The following is a 22,156-nucleotide window of genomic DNA, read 5'->3' as shown; positions in this document are numbered from 1 at the left end:
GGCCCTGGTTACGCCTCCGGCAGCAGCTCCGCCACCGAACCGAGCACCTCGTCGGGGCGGAACGGGAACTTCTCGATCTCGCGCTGGTCGGCGATCCCTGTCATCACCAGCACGGTGTGCAGCCCGGCCTCCATGCCCGCGACGATGTCGGTGTCCATGCGGTCGCCGATCATGCCCGTGTTGTGCGAGTGCGCGCCGATCTTGTTGAGCGCCGAGCGGAACATCATCGGATTCGGCTTGCCGACGACGTAGGGCGTCTTGCCCGTCGCCGTCGTGATGAGCGCGTTGATCGCCCCCGTCGCGGGCAGCGGACCCTCCGCGCTCGGCCCGGTCGCGTCGGGGTTCGTCGAGATGAAGCGGGCGCCCCGGTCGATGAGCCGGATCGCCTTGGTGATCGCCTCGAACGAGTAGCTGCGGGTCTCGCCGACGACCACGAAGTCGGGGTTCGACTCGGTCATGATGTAGCCGGCGTCGTGCAACGCGGTGTGCAGCCCCGCCTCGCCGACGACGTAGGCCGTGCCGCCGGGCTGCTGCTGCTTCAGGAACGCGGCGGTCGCGAGCGCGCTCGTCCAGATGCGATCCTCGGGCACCTCGATGCCGCTCGCCGCGAGCCGGGCCGAGAGATCGCGGGCCGTGAAGATCGAATTGTTGGTGAGCACGAGGTACGGGATCTCGTGCGACTTCCAATGGGCGAGCAGCTCGGCCGCGCCGGGGATCGCGTGCTCCTCGTGCACGAGCACCCCGTCCATATCGGTGAGCCAGCATTCGATGGCGGAACGGCGTTCGCGTGCGCTTTCAGTCATGCCTCCAGCGTATCGCCGCAGTGTGAACGGCGGGAGTCCTGCGCCGCGCCCTGGCAGACTAGGGGTATGCATGAGAGAGCGGGCAAGCCGGTTCCGGCCGATGAACTGATCGATGTCGAGGCGCTGCTGGCCGCGTACGCGGAAGTCGTGCCCGACCCGTCGGTCGCCGCGCAGCGCGTCGTGTTCGGCACTTCGGGCCATCGCGGGTCATCGCTGCAGGCGTCGTTCAACGACGCGCACATCGCCGCGATCAGTCTCGCGATCGCCGAGTACCGCGCCGAGCAGGGCATCCGCGGCCCGCTCTTCATCGGCTCCGATACGCACCCGCTGTCGGCCCCGGCGGAGGAGACGGCGCGCGAGGTGCTGGTCGCGGCGGGAGTGCAGGTGCTCGCCGCCGCGGGCACGGGCGACGAGATCTTCGTGCCCACCCCGGCGCTCAGCCACGCCATCCTGAGCCATAACCGCGATCGCGCGGCCGATGACCCCGACCGCGCCGACGGCATCGTGATCACACCGAGCCACAACCCGCCGGCCGACGGCGGCTTCAAATACAACCCGCCGCACGGCGGCCCGGCCGACACCGGCGCGACGAACCGCATCGCTGCCCGCGCGAACGAGCTGCTCGCATCGGGCGCCGGGATCGCCCGCGGCTCGGCGGCGGAGGCCGGCCACTACGACTTCCTCGGCGGCTACGTCGAGTCGCTCGGCGAGGCCATCGATATCGACGCGATCAGGCGGGCCGGCGTGCGCTTCGCCGCGCACCCGCTCGGCGGGGCGAGCGTCGCCTACTGGGCGGCGATCCGCGACCGCTACGACCTCGATCTCACCGTGCTCGGCCCGGGCGTCGACCCGCAGTGGGGGTTCATGCACCTCGACTGGGACGGCAAGGTGCGCATGGACCCGTCGTCGGCGCACGTCATGTCGACCGTCGACGAGTACCGCTCGCTGTACCCGCTCGTCACCGGCAACGACGCCGACGCCGACCGCCACGGCATCGTGACGGGCGACGCCGGCCTCATGAACCCGAACCACTACCTCGCGGTCGCGATCGACTATCTGCTCTCGCACCGCCCCGACTGGCCGGTCTCGGCGGGGATCGGCAAGACGCTCGTCTCGTCGGGCATGATCGACCGCGTCGTCGCCGCGCACGACCGCGAGCTGCTCGAAGTGCCGGTCGGGTTCAAATGGTTCGTGCCCGGCCTCGCCGACGGCTCCGTCGTGTTCGGCGGCGAGGAGAGCGCCGGGGCCTCGTTCCTGCGCTTCGACGGCACCGCGTGGAGCACCGACAAGGACGGCATCCTGCTCGCCCTGCTCGCCGCCGAGATCATCGCGGTCACCGGCCAATCGCCGTCGGAGCGCTACCGGGAGCTCGTCGAGCGGTTCGGCGCCCCCGCATATGCGCGCATCGACGCGCCCGCGACGCCCGAGCAGAAGGCGCGCCTCGGCGCCCTCGCGCCCGAGGACGTCACCGACACCGAGCTCGCGGGTGATCCGATCACCGCGATCCTCACGACGGCTCCGGGGAACGGCGCCGCGATCGGCGGTCTCAAGGTGCAGACCGAGCACGCCTGGTTCGCCGCGCGCCCCTCGGGCACCGAAGACGTCATGAAGGTGTACGCCGAGTCGTTCCGCGGCCCCGAGCACCTCGCGCTGGTGCAGGAGGCCGCGCAGGCGCTCGTCGCCCGCGTGCTCGGCTGAGCCGAGCGCGAAGGAGGCGCCGACCCCGTCGTCAGATCGGGAGCGCGAGATCGTCGAGCTCGGTCACCGTGCCTCCCGACGCCAGGACCTTCTCGTACGCGGCGAGCCGTTCAGCGTCGATCTGCGTATTGGTGGCGCCCCGTTTCCAGTAGCCGAAGACCGCGACGTCCTCCTTCGCGAGGCCCGCCTCGGTGCGGAAGAACCGCCGCACCTCGCGCATCTCATCGCGTTCTCCAGCGCCCCAGACCACGGCGGCAGACGGGTCCGCGATGTCGGCGAGCTGGGGGCCGAACCCGAAGCCGGGCCGGATCCGGCGGAGCGGCAGCCCGGGCAGCTGCGGCAGCTCCGCGAACGCCGTCGCGTCGTCGGTCGCGACCCAGCCCCGCCCGGTCAGCGACTCGTCCGCCTGCTGCAGGATCGCGTACAGCGCGGGAAGCGAGGTCGCATCCGCGAAGATCAGAGCCTCCCGTCCGTCGAGGTCGGGGATCGTGAAGTGGGGGCGCGGGCCGCCGAACCGCACGGCGTCCCCGATCTGCAGCGTCTCGAGCCAGCGCATCATCGGGCTCGCAGCACCGTGCCGCACCACGTCGACTTCCACGGTGCCCGCCACGGGGTCGGCCGAGCGCACCGTGTAGACCCGGGAGGTCGCCTCGAAGCGGTCGTCGAGGTAGAACCGCAGCGCCGTGTTCGGTCGCTCCCAGAGCGGCTCTGCGGCGAGGTCGGGGATGCGGAGCACGACCCGGACGAGAAACGGGGATATCTCGTGCAGCTCGTGCACCGCAGCGGTGCCCAGCACCAGGCCGCGATTGTGGTCGTCGGACTGGATCGCGGCGGATCGGTGCAGCGGGGTCTGGGAAGGCATGGGTTCTCCTCTAATCTGTCGGGGTTGGTCGAGCCGCGCGCCGGTCGCGCGGGATGATGAGCGGCCGCCCGGTCTCGGGGTCGGGGATGATTCGCGCGTCGAGGTCGAAGACGGTGCGCAGCAGCTCGACCGTGATGACCTCGTCGGGCGCGCCCTGCGCGACGATCGCTCCGTCGCGCATCGCCACGACATGAGATGCGTACCTGCCCGCGAGATTCAGGTCGTGCAGCACCGCCACCAGCGTGCGACCCTCCTCGTGCAGGCGGGCGCACAGATCCAGCACGTCGATCTGATGGGCCACGTCGAGGTACGTGGTGGGCTCGTCGAGCAGCAGGATCGGGGTCTCCTGCGCGAGCGCCATCGCGAGCCAGGCCCGCTGCCGCTGCCCGCCGCTCAGCTCCTCGACGAGACGGTCGGCGTGAGCGGTCATGCCGACCTCGTCGAGCGCGGCCGCGACGGCGCGCTCGTCATCGCGGCTCCACTGCCGCAGCAGCGCCTGGTGGGGGGTTCTGCCGCGCGCGACGAGGTCGGCCACGGTGATCGCGGCCGGCGTGGTCGGCGCCTGCGCGAGCGTGCCGACGCGGCGCGCGATCTGCTTGGCGCGCAGAGCGGCGAGATCCCTCCCGTCGAGCCGCACCGATCCGCGACTCGGGCGGATCATGCGCGAGAGCGATCTCAGCAGCGTCGACTTGCCGCAGCCGTTCGGCCCGATGATCACCGTGAACCCCCCGGTCGGTACTGCGAGATCCAGTCGGGAGACGACCTCGTGCCCGCCATAGCCGACGGTGAGGCCCCGCGCCGACAGGATCGCGGGCGCGGGGCTGCGGTCGGGCGGGACGGTCGCGTCCGCGATCGGAGGGGAGGCGGTGAGAGCATGTTCAGCCATGAGGGTCCGTTCAGATGCGGCGGGCCAGCAGCCACAGCAGGTAGAGGCCGCCGAGCACGCTCGTGACGAGCCCCACGGGTGTGCGCAGCCCGACATCGAGGTCCTGCGAGAGGAGGTCGGCGCCCGCGAGCAGCGCGGCGCCGATGAGGGCGGAGAGCCCGATCAGCACGCCCGGCACCGGCGCGAGGCGGCGGGCGATCTGTCCGGCGGCGAAGGCGATGAAGGCGATGGGGCCCGTCGCAGCGGTCGCGGCCGCGGCGGCGGCGACCGCGACGATCACGGCGACGAATCGGGTGCGCTCGACCTGCACGCCCACGCCGTGCGCGCTGTCGTCGCCCATCTCGATGAGCGCGAGATCGCGGCCGAGCCGCAGCAGCACCGGGCCGACCACGGCCAGCGCCGCGAGGGTCGCCCAGACGTGCGGCCAACCGCGGCCCGTGAGCGAGCCGGAGCTCCAGAGCTGCGCGAGCAGCGCATCGTCGATGTCGGCGCGCGCGATGAGCAGCGCCGATATCGCGCTGACGACCGCGCCCACCCCGATGCCGACGAGCACGAGACGCAGCCCGCCCGTGATCCCGTCCCGCCGGGCGAGGAGGTAGACGATCAGCGCCGTGATGATGCCGCCCAGCACCGCCGCGACCGCTGTGGCGATCATGCCGCCGCCGATCACGACGATCTGGAACACCGCAGCGGTCGCGGCCCCCGAGGTGAATCCGATGATGTCGGGGGAGCCGAGCGGATTGCGCGAGAGCGACTGGAAGGCGGCTCCGCTCATTCCGAGAAGCGCGCCGACGAGCGCGGCGGTGAGCGCGCGCGGCAGACGTCGCCCCAGCACCGAGCGGGTGAGCGACGGACGCGCCTCACCCGTGACGACCGCCGACAGATCGGAGAAGCCGAGCCGTTGCGAACCGATCAGCAGCGACGCTGTGACGATCGCGAGCAGTACGAGGAGCAGGATCGCGCCGACGAGCATCACCCGGGGCCGCACGCGCAGCGACAGCGGGCCGACGCGCAGCACCCGGCCGCTCGGAACGGGGAGCGCAGCCGCGCTCACAGCGATGCCACCCGTCGCGAACGCACGAGAGCGATGAAGAGCGGGCCGCCGAAGAGTGCGGCTGCGATGCCCGTCTGCAACTCGGACGGCGCGACGATGGCGCGGCCCGCCGTATCGGCGGCCACGAGCAGCGCCGCGCCGACGAGGGTCGCCGCAGGGATGAGGCGGCGGTGCTCGTTGCCGGTGAAGCGGCGCGAGATGTGCGCAGCGCCGAGGCCGATGAAGCCGATGGGCCCGGCCGCCGCCGTGGCCGATCCGGCGAGCAGCACGACCGCGAGGGCGGTTCCCGCTCGACCGGCGGCGACGCGCGTGCCGAGCGCCGCGGCCGTCTCGTCGCCCAGGCTGATCGCGTTGAGCGGGCCGATCAGCACCAGGGCGGCGAGGATGCCGGCCGCGATGAAGGGCAGCACGGTGAGGATCACCTCTGCCCCGCGCCCCTGGAGCGAGCCGACCACCCAGTACCGGTAGGTGTTGAAGGAGGTCTCGTTGCTGATCAGGATCATCTGGGCGACGGCGCCGAGCACGATGCTCACGGCGGTGCCCGCCAGCGCGACCCGCACGGGGGTCGCTGCGCTGCGCCGCGCCGATCCGAGGAGGTAGACCACCACCGCGGCGGCGGCCGCTCCGAGGAACGCGAACCAGATGTAGCCGCTGATGCCCGTCACCCCCAGATAGGCGATGGCGATGGTCACGAGCAGTGATGCTCCCGCGTTCACACCGAGGATTCCGGGGTCGGCCAGCGGGTTGCGGGTGACCGACTGCATGAGCGCGCCGGCGAGGCCGAGGGCTGCGCCGACGATGATCCCGAGGGCGACTCGGGGCAGTCTCGACTGCACGACGACGAGGTGGGCATCGTCGGCGGGATCGTACGCCGTCAGCGCCGCGACCACCGTCGCGGGGTCGATCCGGTTCGAGCCGAGTCCCAGGCCGAGCACCGCCGACACCGCGAGCGTGATCCCCGCGACGGCGATCAGCGCCGCGGTGCCGCGGGCCGGAGCGGGGCGGTGCTCGCTCGCCGCCCCGCTCTCGGCTCGAACCGTCAGGGCCATCGGCTCAGCCCGCGAAGGTGTCGACGAGCAGCTCGACGGTCAGCTTGGCGCTGTAGTAGTCGAGGCGGAACGACTGGGTGCCGAGGGAGAAGACACGATCGTTCGCGACCGCGGGCTGATTGGCGAGCAGCGGATCCGCCACGAAGTCGGCGACCGGATCGCCGCCGCCCATGGCGACCGCGAGAATGGTCTCGGCTCCGGCGAGGCCCGCCGCAGAGTTCTCGCTGGTGACCACGTCGACGCCCCGACCGCTCTGGTCATCGGCGCGGTACTCGGCTGCGACCGGCTCGTAGGTGAAGCCGAGCGATGCGAGGAGCTCGGCCTGGGGGCTGTCGGCGGTGAAGGCCCACGAACCGTCGGCTCCCATGTAGACGAGGGCGGTGACGGGCTGCTCGGGCAGCGAGATCTGCTGCGCCTGCTCGGCGACCCAGTCGTCGTACTCGGCGATGCGCTCGGCGGCCTCGGCCTCCATGCCCGTGATCTCGCCGAGCTCGGTGGTGAGCTCCTGCCAGGTGATGCTGCTGTAGTCGAGCATCACGGTGGGTGCGATCTCCGAGAGCTGCTCGTAGGCGTCGCCCGTGGCGTCGCCGCCGTTCGACGAGCCGATGATGAGGTCGGGCTCGAATGCGTCGACGGCGTCGATGTCGAGGGTGAGGTTCGTGTAGGCGACCTCGACGCCGCGCTCCTCGGCGGTCTCGGCCCACTGAGTGAAGAAGCCCTGGTCGTCGGTGAGCGGGGTCACGGTTGCAGCGCCGGAGGCGACGAGCGGTGCGTCGATCGCCAGCAGGCTTCCGGTGATCGAGGGCGAGGTGGAGACGATGCGCAGCGGCTTCTCGGGGATCTCGGCGGTGCCGAGCTCGTGCTCCACGGAGCGGGGCCAGCCCGCGGTGTCGGCCGAGCCTGTGGCGGTGTCGGATGCGGGGGCGGCCTCGCCGGATGCGCCGCATCCGGCGAGCAGGGCTGCGACAGCAGCGGCGACGATGAGGGCAGACAGGTGTCTCGCCATGCGGGGACCTCCGGGCGGTGTGGGGTTCTGGGCGCGGTCGGATCACCGCGCGGTACTATCAAGTTAGCCAACCCTTGCCTACATCTGTTGATTGAGAACGACACCGTGTTACCACCCCGAGCGACGCGACTTCCGGAGCCCCTGCTGTACGCCGTCCTGCGCGGTTCGGCGAGGATCATCGCGAACGGCGACCGCCACCTGGTCCGGAGCGGGACCGCGCTCTGGGCTCCCGCCGGAACGACGGTCGACGTGCGCGCTTCGTCGGAGGCGATCGTCGTCCCCGTGCCCGCCGCATCGACCGGACCCGTTCGGCCCGCGATCGTCGACGTGGCTCCGGCGCACCTCCCCGGCCTCCTCCACGAATTCGCTCGCGCGCTCGGCCACCTGGATGCGGCGCACGCGGACGCGGCCCGCTCCGAGCCGGGCGTGCGGGTGCGCGACGCGACGCGGAGCTGCGTCGGCCACGGCCTCTGGGCCCCGCCCGCCCCGGCGTCGCCCGAACTCCAGGACCTCGCCGAGATGCTGGCCGACGACCCCGACCTCGATCTCGCGAGCGCGGTCGAAGCCGCCGTCACCGGGTGGAGCGTGCGCACCGCGCAGCGCCGCTTCGCGGCCGAGACGGGGCTCACATTGAGCGCTTGGGTGCGCCGTGCGCGGGCCAGAACGGCGGCGGAGCTGCTCGCCGAAGGGCGCGACATCGAGTGGGTGGCCCACCGGGTCGGGTATCGCAGCAGCGCCGCGTTCGTGCGCGGCTTCGCCGAGGTCGTGGGAACGACCCCGGGGCGATGGCGTCGCTCCCCGGACGCCGAGGAGCCCGTGTCCGAACTCGTCGTCTCCCCGGCGTGGCGTCGTCGGGCCCACCGCACCTGGGCCCGCGTGAACGGCGGGCACGTCGCAGTCTGGGTCGCCATCGGATCCGCAACGATCGCGATCGGCGGGCGTGAGCTGCGCCTCCGCGCCGGAGAGGCCGTCGTGCTGCCCGCGGGAGTGCGCAACGACATCGGCATCGAGCCGGGGTCGCTGCTGCTCCCCGTCGGGTTCCGCTCCGGGCGCACCGGGGCGATCGGCGTGCCGATCGCCGCCGCCCAGGTGGGCGGCATCGACTCCTGGCACATGGTGTCCGCCATGCTCGACGCATACACCGACCGGGGCGGCGCAGACCCCTCGCGAGGATTCGACGCGGTGCTGCGGGGGTCGACGCGTGCCGATGTCGGAGACGACGACACGGGGCTCGCCGCGCTCGCGAGCCTCATCGCCCTCGAGCCCCATCTCACCATCGAAGCAGCCGGGCGCCGACTGGGGCGAGACGAGCGAGACCTGCACAGAATCGTGCGCGAGCGCAGCGGTGAGAACCCGGCCGCGTGGTCGCGGATGGTGCGGATGACCCGGGCCCGCAGCCGCCTCGGGCTCGGGGAGACGGCGACCGAAGTGTCGCGGGAGCTCGGCTACGCGCACCTTCCCGCATTCTCGCGGGCCTTCCGCGCGGCGCACGGGACCGCCCCTGTCTCGGTCGGATGCCGGGCACCCTCGGCACTGCTCCCCGTCCGTTCGGCGCAGCGCGTGCTCGCACCGCACGAGCGGTAGTCTGGTGTGCATGTCGCCCAGCCCCGAAGCACCCCGTCGCTACTCGTACCTCGGGCCGGCCGGCACCTTCACCGAGGCCGCGCTGAAGCAGGTGACCGAGGCCGAAGGGCAGGAGTGGAACCCCGTCTCGAACCTCGGCGAAGCGCTGAACGACGTCGTCACCGGCTTCAGCGACGCCGCGATGATCGCGATCGAGAACTCGATCGACGGCGGGGTCACGGTGGCGCAGGACGCGCTCGCGACCATCCCCGGGCTGCGCATCGTCGGCGAATACCTCGTGCCCGTGAACTTCGTGCTCGTCGCCCGACCCGGCACGCGCCTCGAAGACATCGCCGTCGTCTCGGGCCATCCCGTCGCCTACGGGCAGTGCCGCGCCTGGCTCGACGACCAGGTGCCCCGCCACCAGCACCTCCCCGCCGCCTCGAACGTGCAGGCCGTGGTCGACCTCTTCGAATCGAACGCCGAGATCGACGCGGCGATCGCCCCGCCCGGCATCGAGGCGCACCACGACGTCGAGGTGCTCGCCTCGGGCCTCGCCGAGAACCCCGACGCGGTCACCCGCTTCGTGCTCGTCAGCCGCGTGGTGGCGGTCGGCGAACCGACCGGGGCCGACAAGACCTCGCTCATCGTCGAACTGCCCGAGGACCGGCCGGGCGCGCTGCTCGACCTGCTCGAGCAGTTCGCGACCCGCAGCGTCAACCTCACCCTGCTCGCCTCGCGGCCGGTCGGCGACCGCATGGGGCGCTATCGCTTCGTGATCGACGCGGAGGGGCACATCAAGGACGAGCGCGTCGCCGACGCGATCCTCGGCGTGAAGCGCTTCAGCCCCCGCGTCGTGTTCCTCGGCTCGTACCCCCGCGCCGACCGCGTCGCCGCGACCTACCGCGATGCGCACGACGACGACGCCTTCCGCGATGCGCGCGACTGGCTGCGCGAGACGATCGCGGGTGCAGGTGCGCCTGCGAGCTCCGGTGCAGCTGCCGGCGCCGACGCGCCTCAGCCGGGGGAGTAGCCGGAAGCTCGGCGATCCCTGGCGGGACCGTGCGCCCGGGGCTTCAGGTCGCGGGCGTCCATTCGGGCAGCACGCGCACGATGAGCCCGCCCGGATCGACCGTACCGTTCACCGCCACCGCGAGCCCGAAGCCGTCGCCGTCGAGCTGGATCGGCTCGGGCTGCGGCACCGACAGCATGTAGTCGCGGGCGCGCAGGTAGTTCACCGACTTCGTATCGTTGACGAGATCGATGATCATGCGGCCCGCCTTCGACTTGCGCAGCACGCCGTTCTCCCAGCCGATCTTGTTCCAGATGCGCAGCCACGAGAACGGGCCGAGCGGGCGAAGCGCGACCACGTCGAGCATGCCGTCGTCGATCTCGGCGTCGGGGATGAGCAGCACGCCCCCGGGCAGCAGCCCGCAGTTGCCGATCATGACCGTATACACCGAGAGCGGCTTCGCCGGCTCGCGATTGACCGAGTAGTGGATCTTGAGCGGGCGATCCTTGATCATCGTGCGCAGCCCGGCGTCGACGTACGCCAGCCAGCCGACCCGCTTCTTCAGCCTCGACTTCGTCGCGGTGATCGTGCGGGCGTCGAGCCCCATGCCCGCGAGCACGAGGAAGACGTGGGTGCTCTCGGTCTCGTCCTCGCGGATGATGGTGAGGAGCCCGAGATCGACCGGACGGTTCTTGCCCGTGAACGCCGCGCGCACCGACGTCTCGATGCTGCCGAGCGGCATGCCGAGATTGCGGGCGAGCAGATTGCCGGTGCCCTGGGGTACGACCGCCATCGGCACCCCGCTGCCGCGCATGCCCTCGGCCACCGCGCGCACCGTGCCGTCGCCGCCGGCGGCGAGCACCACGCTCGCGCCGTCGGCGACCGCGCGCCGCGCCGCCGAGAGGCCCGCATCGTGCTCGGCGGTTTCGTACCATTGGGTCGGCGCCCACCCGAGCCGCGTCTCGTGCCGCGCAACGGAGGCCTGCAGCGCCGCGAGGTCGGTCTTGAACGGCTGGTAGACGACGGCAGCGTTCGGAAGGGCGCGCTCCACCGGTGTCGTCGTCATGGATCCCAGAGTAGCGGGGCAATCCTGCGGCCTCACCGGTAAGGTGAGGGGGGTGATCGATCCTGTTTTGCTCCGCAACGACCCAGAGGCCGTGAAGCGCTCGCAGCGCGCTCGAGGAAATGACGAGTCCGTCGTCGACGCGGCGCTCGCCGCCGACGCGGCCCGGCGCTCGGCGCTGACCGAGTTCGAGACGCTGCGCGCCGAGCAGAAAGAATTCAGCGGCCGCGTGAAGTCGGCGCCGAAAGACGAGAAGCCAGCGCTCATCGCGCAGGCGCAGGAGCTCTCGGCCCGCGTGAAGGCCGCCGAAGCCCGCGCCCGCGAGGCCGACGCCGAGTTCGAGACCGCCGCGCTGCGCATCGAGAACATCGTCGTCGACGGGGTGCCCGCAGGCGGCGAGGAGAACTTCGTCACGCTGCGCGAGGTCGGCGCGAAGCGCGAGTTCGACTTCGAGGCGCGCGACCACCTCGAGATCGGCGAGCTGCTCGGCGCGATCGACATGGGCCGCGGCGCCAAGGTATCGGGGGCCCGCTTCTACTTCCTCCGCGGTGTCGGCGCGCGTCTCGAGCTCGCGCTCATGAACCTCGCGCTCGACCGCGCCCTCGCGAACGGCTTCACTCCGCTCATCACGCCGACGCTCGTGAAGCCCGAGATCATGCAGGGCACCGGCTTCCTCGGCGAGCACGCCGACGAGGTCTACCACCTGCCCGCGCAGGATCTCTACCTCACCGGCACGAGCGAGGTCGCCCTCGCCGGCTACCACTCCGACGAGATCGTCGACCTCGCGGCGGGCCCGCTGCGCTACGCCGGCTGGTCGACCTGCTACCGCAGCGAGGCCGGCTCGCACGGCAAGGACACCCGCGGCATTCTGCGGGTGCACCAGTTCAACAAGCTCGAGATGTTCGTCTACACGACGCCCGAGGAGGCCGAGGCCGAGCACGAGCGCCTCGTCGCCTGGCAGGAGGAGATGCTGCAGATGCTCGGCCTCCACTACCGCGTCATCGACGTGGCGGCGGGCGACCTCGGCTCGAGCGCGGCGCGCAAGTTCGACATCGAGGCCTGGGTGCCGACGCAGGGCGCCTACCGCGAGCTCACCTCGACCTCGAACTGCACCGGCTACCAGGCGCGGCGCCTCGCGACCCGCTACCGCACCGAGACCGGCAAGACGGCCCCGGTGGCGACGCTCAACGGCACGCTCGCGACCACGCGCTGGCTCGTCGCGATCCTCGAGACGCACCAGCGAGCCGATGGCAGCGTCGTCGTGCCCGAGGCGCTGCGGCCGTACCTCGGCGGGCTCGAGGTGCTCGAGCCGCTCGCCGGGGCCGGAGCCGGGGCCGGTGCCTCGGGCGGGGCGCAGGGCTGACGGCATGCTGCAGCGGGTCTCGCCGGCCGAACGGCACATCATCGCGCTCGATCTCGACGGCACGGTGCTCGACCACGACTTCCTCGAGGGCGGCCCGAACGACGGCTACATCTCGGAGGGGCTGGCCGGGGCCATCCGCACGCTGCACGAGGCGGGCCACGAAGTCATCATCGCGACCGGCCGCTCGGTCGACGCGACGCTGCCGATCGTCGAGCGCCTCGGCATCCGCCCCGACTGGGTGATCGCCGCGAACGGCGCCGTGACGCTGCAGCGCGACGCGCTCGGCGACCGCGGCTACCGGCGCGAGTACGTCGAGGCCTTCGACCCCTCCGACGCGCTCCGGCGCCTGCGCACCCGCCTCGTCACGGCGCGGTACGCGGTCGAGCTCGCGTCGGGCGGGTTCCTCTTCACCGAGCCGATCCCTGCCGGCACCCTGCCCTCGCGCCAGCGCCAGGTCGCGTTCGACGAACTGCTCGGCGTGCAGGCGTCGCGCGTCGTCGTCGTGTCGCCCGATCATGCGCTCGAGGAGTTCCTCGACATCGTCGAGTCGCTCGGCCTCACCCACGTCACCTACTCGGTCGGCATCAACTCGTGGCTCGACATCGCTCCCGACGGAGTGACGAAGGCGAGCGCACTCGAGGTGCTCGCGACGCGGCTCGAGATCGACCGGTCGCGCGTCTTCGCCGCGGGCGACGGGCACAACGACGTCGACATGCTCGAGTGGGCCGGCCGCCGCGGCGACTCGGTCGCCATGGGGCAGGCCGCACCCGAGGTGCAGGCCTCGGCCCGCCGCGTGACGGCGTCCGTCGCCGAGGACGGGCTGCTCATCGCGCTGCGCGAGCGGTTCCCCGAGCTGCTCGGTTAGGCGCGCGGACGACCGGGGATCGGCGATCCCTGACGGCGCTCGCCCGTGTGCGCGGCCCGCTCCGACCTTGCTAAGCTTTCCCGCGGTGGGTTGTCCGAGCGGCCGAAGGAACTTGTCTTGAAAACAAGCAGGCGGTAACCCCGTCTCAGGGGTTCAAATCCCCTACCCACCGCCAGTCTTCCGCTCACGCGGCCGCGAATGCGGGATTTGGTGCGTAATCCGTCGATGATTGTGCACCAAATCCCGCATTCGCCGTTGCTGCGGGCGCAGGGCACGGGCCGCGGCACCCGGCACCCGGCACCTTGCAGCCCCGCGGCGCAGCGCGTATGCTTATGTGGTTTGCGTCCGCGCGCCCGAAAGCGCGAGCACGCGCGACGCGAACACGCACCGCCCCCCGGAACGGCCGGGGACGCGGGAGAGCACGCGCATCGGCGCGGGTTCGAGGAAAGGAAACAATCATGGCAAAAGCCAAGAAGGTTACCGGTCTGATCAAGCTTCAGATCGCAGCCGGCGCCGCCAACCCGGCACCCCCCGTGGGCCCCGCCCTGGGTCAGCACGGCGTCAACATCATGGAGTTCTGCAAGGCGTACAACGCGGCCACCGAGTCGCAGCGCGGCAACATCGTCCCCGTCGAGATCACCGTCTACGAGGACCGCTCCTTCACCTTCGTGCTGAAGACCCCTCCGGCAGCCGAGCTGCTGAAGAAGGCCGCAGGCGTTCAGAAGGGCTCGGGCACCCCGCACACCGTCAAGGTCGCGAAGGTCACCGCCGAGCAGGTTCGCCAGATCGCCGAGCAGAAGAAGGCCGATCTGAACGCGAACGATATCGACGCAGCAGCGAAGATCATCGCCGGCACCGCCCGTTCCATGGGCATCACGGTCGAAGGCTAAGGGGTACAGCACATGGCACAGAAGTCGAAGGCGTACCGCGCCGCTGCCGAGAAGATCCAGGCAGACAAGTTCTACACTCCCGCCGAGGCCGTCGCCCTGGCGAAGGAGACCGGCTCCACCAAGACCGACTCGACCGTCGAGGTCGCCGTCAAGCTCGGCGTGGACCCCCGCAAGGCCGACCAGATGGTGCGCGGCACCGTCAACCTGCCCCACGGCACCGGTAAGACCGCACGCGTCATCGTGTTCGCAGTCGGCCCGGCCGCCGAGGCGGCCATCGCAGCCGGCGCCGACGAGGTCGGCGGCGACGAGCTCATCGAGAAGGTGGCCGCAGGCTACACCGCATTCGATGCAGCGGTCGCGACCCCCGAGCTCATGGGCAAGGTCGGTCGTCTGGGCAAGGTGCTCGGCCCCCGTGGTCTGATGCCGAACCCCAAGACCGGCACCGTCACCCCCAACACGGCCAAGGCCGTCGAGGACATCAAGGGCGGCAAGATCGAGTTCCGCGTCGACAAGCACGCCAACGTGCACTTCATCGTCGGCAAGGCCTCGTTCTCGGCCGAGCAGCTGAACGACAACATCACCGCCGTTCTCGACGAGATCGTGCGTCTGAAGCCGTCGTCGTCGAAGGGCAAGTACGTCACGAAGGGCGCCGTTTCGACGACCTTCGGCCCGGGCATCCCGCTCGACGTCAGCGCGCTCTAAAGCGTCATCCGAGAACCCCCGTCTCATCGAGGCGGGGGTTCTCGCTTTGCTCCAGGGATCACCGCCGCCGATCCCGTGCGAATACCGCCCCCCGCGTGTCGTAGCATTGGATCATGTCTTCGAGCCAGGCCGAACCCGCGGTGCACCGCCTTGGCTAGCGCTGCGACGGTCGGCCCGCCGCGGATCTCGGGTTTCAACTATGTGCGCCCCCTCGGGTCGGGCGGTTTCGCGCAGGTGTACCAGTACGAGCAGGACATGCCGCGCCGTGTGGTCGCGGTGAAGGTGCTGACCGAGGATTTCACGACCCCGAGCTCGCGCTCGGCGTTCGAAGCCGAGGCCGATGCGATGGCGCGTCTGTCGAGCCACCCGTCGATCGTGTCGATCTTCGCGGCGAGCGTGTCGAGCGACGGGCACCCCTACATCGCGATGGAGTACTGCCCCGAGTCGTTGCGCAACCGTTCGAAGGGCAACCCGAGCCCGTTGCCCGAAGTGCTCGACGCGGGCGTGCGTCTCGCGGGCGCCCTCGAGACCGCGCATCAGGCGGGCGTGCTGCACCGCGACATCAAGCCGTCGAACGTGCTGATCGCGACGACCGGCCGCCCGAAGCTCGCCGACTTCGGCATCGTGTCGCTGCGCGGGCAGATGCGCGGCGAGGGTACGAGCCGGGCGATGTCGATTCCGTGGGCGGCGCCTGAGGTCGTGACCGAGCAGACGAGCGGCACCGTCGCGAGCGAAATCTGGTCGCTCGGTGCGACGCTCTACACCTTCGCCGCGGGCCGTTCGCCGTTCGCCCGCCCGGCGGGGTCGCACGAGACCGAGTCGCAGCTCGTCGGCCGCATCAAGCGGGCGCGGTACGCGCCGGTGCCGGGCGCGCAGGGCTACGAGCCGTTCGATCAGGTCATCGCGCGCGCCCTCGCCCAGCAGCCGGCGCAGCGCTTCGGGTCGATGCGCGAGTTCGGAGAGGCGCTGCAGCAGCTGCAGCGGCACTACGGCTTCGACGTGACGCCGCTCGACGTGGTCGGATCGGCATGGGTGCCGCCCGCGGTGACGACGAGCGAAGCGCGCGGCCCGGTCGTGTCGTCGGTGCACGGGGGCGGCGGCGGGCCGTCGCGCGCCGAGAAGCGCGCGGCGCTCGATGCCCGGTTGCGGGCAGGGGAGTCGCCGAGGCGCGAGCGCAGGGCCGGCGCGCCGGTGCTGAAGCCGGTGCTCATCGGCGCCGCGTCGGCGGTGGCGGTGCTCGTGGTCGCAGGGGTCGCGTTCGCGTTCGCGGGTGGCTTCTGATGGCGGCGGCGAGGCCCGAGGCACGGCAGCGGCGGGCTCGGGCGAACCCGGGCAAACGGGTGAAGCCGGGGCGGCCGGCGGCGCAGGGAGCCGCGGGTGCAGCCCCCCGCAGCCGCGTGATCAGCTGGATCGCGGGCGGGGTGTCGCTCGCGATGATCGGCACGATCGCGGTGCTGGCGTCGGGCTACGACGCTCGAGAGACGCCGCGCGAGGAGCCGTCGGTCTGGGCGGTGCGCAGTGCGGGGCAGTATGCGCGCGTGAACACGCTGACCGCCGAGATCGACACGGTGCGCAAGGTCGATGAGCCGAGCGGCGTACTGCAGTCGGGGGCCAGCGGCGTGGTGCTGAGCCACGGCGGCGGGCGCGCCTGGGTGATCGACCCGGCGCTGCCGGGCGACCTGGTCGATGCCGGAGCCCCGAGCGAGAGCGCGCCCGCAGAGGGCGCCGAGGCGACGCCGGCGGTGAACGACGAGGGTTCGGGCGCCGCGGCGGGCCCGGTCGCGATGCGCACCCCCGACGGCACGCGCGACATCCTGTCGTCCGACGACGGCGTGGTCTTCCGCACCGAAGACGGGCGGGTGTACTTCAGCGCGTACCTGCAGGCGGGCGACGACGCGACCGGCGAGGAGCCGCGGCTCGGCGACCCGGTGCAGCTCGACCCGCTGGCGCACGAGAAGCAGGCGCAGGAGGCACCGGCCGAGGGCGACGCCGATGCGGCGGCGGGCGCGCAGTCGAAGGATTACCACGCCGATGCGGTCGCGATCGACGCCGACGGGCGCATTTCGATGTATTCGAGCGCGGAGCAGGCGGTGCGCGGCTACGACATCGATCGCGGCGCGTTCGAGCGCGGCATGAGCGAGGTGCCCGAGGGGGCCCCGACCGAGAACCTGCAGTTCACCACGGTCGCGGGCGAGTGGGCGATGCTCGACGGCGAGACGGGCGATCTCTGGCGCGAGGGATCGGCCGACCCCGTCGCGCTCGCCCTCGAAGGCACTGCGCGCCTGCAGGCGGCCAGCCCGAAGCGGGCCGGCCCCGAGGTGCTGGTGGCCGACGAGGGCGGGCTCTGGTCGGTGGTCGACGCCGCCGCCGAGCGCGCCGACACCGCCGACGGGGTGCCGGCGCAGCCGATCGCGCTCGGCGAGGTGCGGCACGCGGCATGGATCGGCGCGTCGGAGGGGCGGCTGTGGTCGTCGGACGCGGAGAGCATCCCGCTCGAGCTCGACGGCAGCGTGAAGCTGCCGGGCGACCCCGAGGTCGCGATCCGTTCGAACGGCTCGAGCGCGCTCGTGACCGAGGTGAAGACGGGCATGATGTGGACGGTGCCCGACGGCACCCTGATCCCTGTCGACCAGTGGTCGCTCGCCGACCCGCCGCGCGAGCAGGAGGGCGTCGTGGTCGTCGACGACGTGACCGAGCAGGTGCCTCCGGTCGCCGTCGCCGATGCGTTCGGCGTGCGCGCCGGCGAGCAGGCGCCGCTGCCCGTGCTGCTGAACGACTTCGACCCGAACCGCAAGGACGTGCTGACGATCGTGCCCGAGGGGCTCGGCGAGGGCCTGCCCGAGGCGTTCGGTACCGTCTCGATGCTGCCCGACGGCCAGTCGCTCGTCGTCGCCCCGTCGCCGGCCGCCTCGGGCTCGGCGACCTTCAGCTACCGCATCACCGACGGCGTGCTCGTCTCGGAGCCCGCGAGCGTCACCCTGACCGTCGCAGATCCCGGCACGAACACCGCCCCCACGTGGTGCCCCGTCGAGGGCTGCCAGCGCGAATGGCCGAGCCCCGAGCTCGCGCCCGGCGGCACCCTCGTGATGCCGATTCTCGAGGGCTGGGTCGACCCCGAGGGCGACCCGATGATGCTCGAGTCGGCGCGGCTCGCGAACCCCGACGACCCGGCGCGCGTGCTCGTCACCGCCGACGGCCGCTTCGCGATCCGCCACGTCGACCCCAACGCCCCCGACAGCGACATCTCCGTGATGCTGCGCGTCGCCGACGCGCACGGCGAGGCGACCGAACGCGAGCTGCGCGTGCAGGTGCGCAGCAATGCCCGCGCCGAGCTGCTGCCCATCGCGGCGACCGCCGAGGTCGGCCGCACGATCGCGGTCCGCCCGCTGCCCCGCGTCGTCGGCGGCTCGGGCTCGGTCGTGCTCGTCGACGCCAGCGTGCTGTCGGGCAGCGCCACCAGCGCGGTGAACGCCGGCGCGGGCACCGTGTCGGTGACGGCGCGGGAGGCCGGCTCGACCGTGATCGCGCTCACCCTGCGCGACACCGTCACCGACGCCGAGATCACGGGCAACGTGCGCGTGACCGCCGTCGAGGCCCGCACGAAGCTCGGCCTGCCGCCGCTGCACGCCTTCGTACGCCCCCTCGCCGACTCGACGGTCGACGTACTGGCCGCCGTGCCGTCGGCGAACAGCCGCGAACTCGTCGTGCGCACCGCGAACGTCGTCGACGGCGAGCTGCGCGCCGACGTCATCGAGCATGCGACCGTGCGGGTGGCGGGCAGCACGCCCGATGGCGCGCCGGGCCGCATCGGCGCGGCCGATATCACGATCGCGGAGGGCGACGACGTCGCGGTCGGCAGGCTCACCGTCTTCCAGGTGCCCGACACCGGCTCGCTCGGCGCGATCGCCGTCGCCGACGCCGCCACGGTGCGCGCCGGCGACATCGCCGACATCCGCGTGCTCGACAATGATGTGGCGCCGCCCGGCCAGCGCCTCGTGCTGCACCCCGAGATCAGCGGGTCGGGCACGTCGGGCGAGCTCGCCTTCGCCTCGGGCAACACGCTGCGCTACCTCGCCCCGCAGACCCCGGGCACCTACACCGTGAGCTACACGACCTACAGCGCGAGCTCGCCCGAGGCGAGCGATGTCGGCCAGGTGCGCGTGACGGTGCTGCCGCGCGAGGGCAACCGCGACCCGCAGCCGAGCACGCTCACGGTGCGCGTCGCGCCGGGCGAGCGGGCGACCGCGCAGGTGCCGCTCTCGGGCGTCGACCCCGACGGCGACCGCGTGCGCCTCATGAGCGTCGGCGCTTCGGACGACCCGCAGCTCACCGCGACGCTCGCCCCGCGCAGCTCGGCCGTGCAGGTCTCGGCGTCGACGAACGCCGACCCCGGCACGCGCGCCATCAAGTACACAGTGCGCGACGACTTCGGCGGCAAGGCCGAGGGCACGCTGCGCGTCATCGTCACCGAGGCCGACCCCGCGGGCGGCGCCCCCGTCACCTACAGCGACTACGTGCGCCTCGAGAAGGGCGTCGCCGACCCCGCGACGGTGCGGCCCCTCGACAACGACGTCGACCCGGCGAACGGCCGGCTCGAGCTCGTCGAGGTCGTGCCCAACGTGCCGGGCGGCGCGGAGTCGCCCGAGTACCGCGATCTCGCCGCGCGGCTCGACACCTCCGATATGAAGCAGGGCCGCATCGCGGTGCGCGGCGGCGCCGAGCTCGGCACGGTGTCGTACCGCTACACGGCGCGATCGAAGGCGACGACGAGCACGGCCGACGGTCTCATCGTCGTGCAGACGTCGGCCCGCGTCGGCCAGCAGGCGCCGATGGTGCGCGACACGGTGCTCTCGGCGAAGGATCGCGCGGAGCTCGAGCGCGGCGGCGTCGATGTCGTCACCGACCGGGTCACCTGGGCCGGCGGCGATGTGCGCACGCTGAAGATGGCGGTCTGGGGCAGCGCGGCCGAGAACTTCATGGCCGACGGCAACCGCATCACGGGCACGTACCGCGCCGAGGGCGACCGGGTGCCGTTCAAGCTCTCGGGAGTCGACGCGACCGGGGCCGAGGTGTCGTCGTTCGGCTTCCTCGTGATCCCTCCGCTCGACGAGCTGCGCCTCACCTTCAAGCCGGGCCTGAAACCGATCAAGGTCGGCGAGGGCAAATCGGTCGACATCGCCCTCGCCGACATCATCGATCTCGCGAGCGGCGACCGCGCCGAGTTCCAGACCGGCGCCCTGCCGACCCAGCGCGGACAGGCAAGTTGCGAGGCGAGAAGCGCGACGTCGCTCACCTATTCGGCGGGCAAGGAGGCGCCGTGGGCCGACACCTGCGTCATCTCGGTGAAGCTCGCCGAACAGCAGGCGTGGACCCAGCTGGCGCTCCCGATCGAGATCGTGCCCGACTCGCCCGTCGTCGAGCTCGAGACGCTGACGCGCACGGTGCAGCCGGGCTTCTCCGAGACGATCGATCTCGCCGACATGGTGCGCTGGCAGGGCGGCCGCGAGGGCAAGGTCGGCGACCTCGCGTTCTCGGTCAGCGGCGGAGGCGGCGCCTTCGAGGTCGCTCTCGGCGGGCGGCAGCTGACGGTGCAGGCGCGCGCCGACGCCGTGCCCGGCACGCAGGATGCGCTGATCGTCGCCGTGACCGGCGCCGGTGAGAGCCGGGCGCCGCTCACGCTGCGCGTCGGCGAGGCCCCGCGCGATACGCCGCGCGGTGCGACCGTGCAGCTCAGCTGCACCGTCGGCTCGAACTGCCAGGCGCAGCTCATCGGCGCGCCGGGCGAATACGATCCCTTCCAGGGCAAGAGCGGCGGCGGGCTGAAGCTCGAGGGCGTCAGCGCCGGATCGTGCGCCGTCGCCTCGTTCCAATCCACGGGCGAGGGCGTCGCCGTCGCCTGGCCGAACGGCGCGCAGGGCCCCGGCGGCACGTGCACCGCGAGCTTCACGGTGCGCGATGCGCAGAACCGCGTCGGCCAGGGCACGATCGAGCTCGACGCGCAGGGCATCCCGCGCCCGCCCGCTGGGATCTCGCAGACGGGATACACCGGCAATAGCGTTACCTTGACGGTCACGTTGAGTGGTGAGGCCTCGTACCCGGCCACCACGGGCGTGCGTCTCCTCATGGACGGGCGTGCGGTCAACGCCTCTTGTTCCGGAGGCGGCAGCATATTCACGTGTGTAGTTGGGGGGCTGAATAACGGCGAGCAGCACGTGTTTTCGGCGATCGCCGTCAACGCCGTTGGTGACTCGGCGCCTTCTGCGAATGCAGCGACTGCATGGGCGTACGAACGCCCGGCGGCCCCAATGGTGACAGCGAAACAGGTATCTGCGGAATCGAGCGATACCGGCACCGTCCGCTTCGACATCACGGGCGCTCAAGGAACCAAGGCGTACCGACTGATCACAGCGGCTGGAGAAACCACCATCTCCGGGAAGAACGGTTCACCGAGGATCTCTGGCATTCCGGTCGGTTCGAGTCAGTTCACGGTGATTCCGCTGAGCGAATTCACTCCGCCGCCAGGAGACTCGTCAGAAGGCTCGCAAGTATCCGAGAATGTCACGGTTTCGGGGCTGCCCGTCGTGTCGGTCGCGTTCGAATCGTCCGAGCAGGGGAGTGAGAGCGCAACAGTATCGGTCGGCGTCGATCCCCGCGGTGGTTCCGCCGTCAAGTACGGTGCCGGAATCGACGGGTGCAGGGCGAATATCTCCGGGACCGGTGGCTCCGTCGAGGTTCAGGCTCGAGGGAAGACGTATCAACAAGTCTCGATTGTTGCTTGTGCAGAGAACGAATGGGGTCCCGCACCGACTAGGCCTGCCGTACTTGTGAGTATTGGCGGCTCGCCTCCCCAGCCGGTCGTCACATCCGGCTGGACCATCAGTACTTCGGCGAATGTCGGCAACAGGAATGCGCGATACGAATACACTTCGGGGCCGACGGTTGAAAACGCGTCCGGTCACCAACTCGACTATCGCGTAAATGGGGAAAGTGTTGGCCGATGGTTCCCGAACACAGTGGAAGCGGGCAATAGCTACTCAGTAGCGCAGTGTAAGAACAGTGTCTGCTCTGAGCCGGTAGAGATCACCGGAAACGCCCCGGGACCCGTGACCGTCGACCTGACCGGCTGCATCGCATCCACCGCCACCACGGCGGAGCTGCTGGCCAGGATCTCACCGCATGCTCAGGGTTCGGCATCGCCATCATTCGACCATGCCGCAGCTCAGCTCACGGTCGTCTGGTCGGGAGCGTACTCATCCCTCAGCACGCTCGTAGCGCCGGTCTGCGCAGAGCCTGATCCAACGTCGCCCGACCCGCCGACGACGCCATGACGCCGAGCGACG

At 71.5% G+C, this 22,156-nt stretch carries 16 protein-coding genes and 1 tRNA gene; 10 read left to right on the top strand and 7 right to left on the bottom strand.

The genetic code is table 11. The features are described from left to right. Positions 1 to 8: 8 nt before the first annotated feature. Complete coding sequence (locus ACUYTF_RS03255; protein WP_434143139.1) at positions 9 to 803, bottom strand: HAD-IIA family hydrolase; 795 nt, start codon at positions 801 to 803, stop codon at positions 9 to 11. Positions 804 to 869: 66 nt separating this feature from the next. Between ACUYTF_RS03255 and pgm the strand changes: the two genes are divergently transcribed. Continuing rightward, on the top strand, positions 870 to 2,501 hold the full coding sequence (pgm, locus tag ACUYTF_RS03250) for a phosphoglucomutase (alpha-D-glucose-1,6-bisphosphate-dependent) (RefSeq protein ID WP_434143140.1): 1,632 nt from the start codon (positions 870 to 872) through the stop codon (positions 2,499 to 2,501). Positions 2,502 to 2,532: 31 nt separating this feature from the next. Here pgm and ACUYTF_RS03245 read toward each other — a convergent pair whose 3' ends face one another. Genes ACUYTF_RS03245 through fepB form a run of 5 tightly spaced genes read right to left on the bottom strand, consistent with a single transcriptional unit; the run spans position 2,533 to position 7,358 of the window. Then, the gene (locus tag ACUYTF_RS03245) at positions 2,533 to 3,363 is read right to left on the bottom strand and encodes an SIP domain-containing protein (protein WP_434143141.1); all 831 of its coding nucleotides are present in this window, start codon (positions 3,361 to 3,363) and stop codon (positions 2,533 to 2,535) included. Between the two features lie 10 nt (positions 3,364 to 3,373). Beyond that, entirely contained in the window at positions 3,374 to 4,249 is an 876-nt protein-coding gene (locus ACUYTF_RS03240; RefSeq protein WP_434143142.1) for an ATP-binding cassette domain-containing protein, read from the bottom strand. Between the two features lie 10 nt (positions 4,250 to 4,259). Next, on the bottom strand, positions 4,260 to 5,303 hold the full coding sequence (locus ACUYTF_RS03235; RefSeq protein ID WP_434143143.1) for an iron chelate uptake ABC transporter family permease subunit: 1,044 nt from the start codon (positions 5,301 to 5,303) through the stop codon (positions 4,260 to 4,262). Continuing rightward, on the bottom strand, positions 5,300 to 6,352 hold the full coding sequence (locus tag ACUYTF_RS03230) for a FecCD family ABC transporter permease (RefSeq protein WP_449279343.1): 1,053 nt from the start codon (positions 6,350 to 6,352) through the stop codon (positions 5,300 to 5,302). Before ACUYTF_RS03230 ends, ACUYTF_RS03235 begins: the two co-directional genes overlap by 4 nt. A gap of 4 nt (positions 6,353 to 6,356) precedes the next feature. Continuing rightward, positions 6,357 to 7,358 carry a Fe2+-enterobactin ABC transporter substrate-binding protein gene (fepB, locus tag ACUYTF_RS03225; RefSeq protein WP_434143145.1) on the bottom strand — a complete coding sequence of 334 codons (1,002 nt, stop codon included), beginning with the start codon at positions 7,356 to 7,358 and terminating at the stop codon, positions 6,357 to 6,359. A gap of 87 nt (positions 7,359 to 7,445) precedes the next feature. Here fepB and ACUYTF_RS03220 point away from each other — a divergent pair, with 87 nt between their 5' ends. Beyond that, the gene (locus ACUYTF_RS03220; protein WP_434143146.1) at positions 7,446 to 8,942 is read left to right on the top strand and encodes a helix-turn-helix domain-containing protein; all 1,497 of its coding nucleotides are present in this window, start codon (positions 7,446 to 7,448) and stop codon (positions 8,940 to 8,942) included. A 10-nt stretch (positions 8,943 to 8,952) separates the two neighbouring features. Beyond that, a complete protein-coding gene (gene pheA / locus ACUYTF_RS03215; RefSeq protein WP_434143147.1) occupies positions 8,953 to 9,954 on the top strand; it encodes a prephenate dehydratase in 1,002 nt (333 codons plus the stop codon). 43 nt (positions 9,955 to 9,997) lie between these two features. On the opposite strand, the gene ACUYTF_RS03210 is transcribed toward pheA, so the two are convergent. Next, positions 9,998 to 10,999 carry a diacylglycerol kinase family protein gene (locus ACUYTF_RS03210; RefSeq protein WP_434143148.1) on the bottom strand — a complete coding sequence of 334 codons (1,002 nt, stop codon included), beginning with the start codon at positions 10,997 to 10,999 and terminating at the stop codon, positions 9,998 to 10,000. A 52-nt stretch (positions 11,000 to 11,051) separates the two neighbouring features. Here ACUYTF_RS03210 and serS point away from each other — a divergent pair, with 52 nt between their 5' ends. From serS to ACUYTF_RS03175, 7 genes are all read left to right on the top strand, one after another. Then, positions 11,052 to 12,359 (top strand): serine--tRNA ligase, encoded by a 1,308-nt coding sequence (gene serS / locus ACUYTF_RS03205; RefSeq protein ID WP_434143149.1) that lies wholly within the window; start codon positions 11,052 to 11,054, stop codon positions 12,357 to 12,359. 4 nt (positions 12,360 to 12,363) lie between these two features. Beyond that, positions 12,364 to 13,224, top strand: coding sequence for an HAD hydrolase family protein (locus ACUYTF_RS03200; protein WP_434143150.1), 861 nt, complete (start codon positions 12,364 to 12,366; stop codon positions 13,222 to 13,224). Positions 13,225 to 13,308: 84 nt separating this feature from the next. Then, positions 13,309 to 13,399, top strand: a tRNA-Ser gene (locus ACUYTF_RS03195). A 283-nt stretch (positions 13,400 to 13,682) separates the two neighbouring features. After that, positions 13,683 to 14,114 carry a 50S ribosomal protein L11 gene (gene rplK, locus ACUYTF_RS03190; RefSeq protein ID WP_434143151.1) on the top strand — a complete coding sequence of 144 codons (432 nt, stop codon included), beginning with the start codon at positions 13,683 to 13,685 and terminating at the stop codon, positions 14,112 to 14,114. 12 nt (positions 14,115 to 14,126) lie between these two features. Beyond that, positions 14,127 to 14,816, top strand: a complete 690-nt coding sequence (gene rplA, locus ACUYTF_RS03185; protein ID WP_434143152.1) for a 50S ribosomal protein L1 — start codon at positions 14,127 to 14,129, stop codon at positions 14,814 to 14,816. 150 nt (positions 14,817 to 14,966) lie between these two features. Then, complete coding sequence (locus tag ACUYTF_RS03180; RefSeq protein ID WP_449279342.1) at positions 14,967 to 16,097, top strand: serine/threonine-protein kinase; 1,131 nt, start codon at positions 14,967 to 14,969, stop codon at positions 16,095 to 16,097. After that, a complete protein-coding gene (locus ACUYTF_RS03175; protein ID WP_449279341.1) occupies positions 16,097 to 22,144 on the top strand; it encodes an Ig-like domain-containing protein in 6,048 nt (2,015 codons plus the stop codon). Before ACUYTF_RS03180 ends, ACUYTF_RS03175 begins: the two co-directional genes overlap by 1 nt. The last annotated feature ends 12 nt before the right edge of the window (positions 22,145 to 22,156 follow it).

The sequence above is a fragment of the Leucobacter sp. GX0328 genome, assembly GCF_053567315.1.
This window is presented reverse-complemented; position numbering and strand designations above follow the sequence as displayed.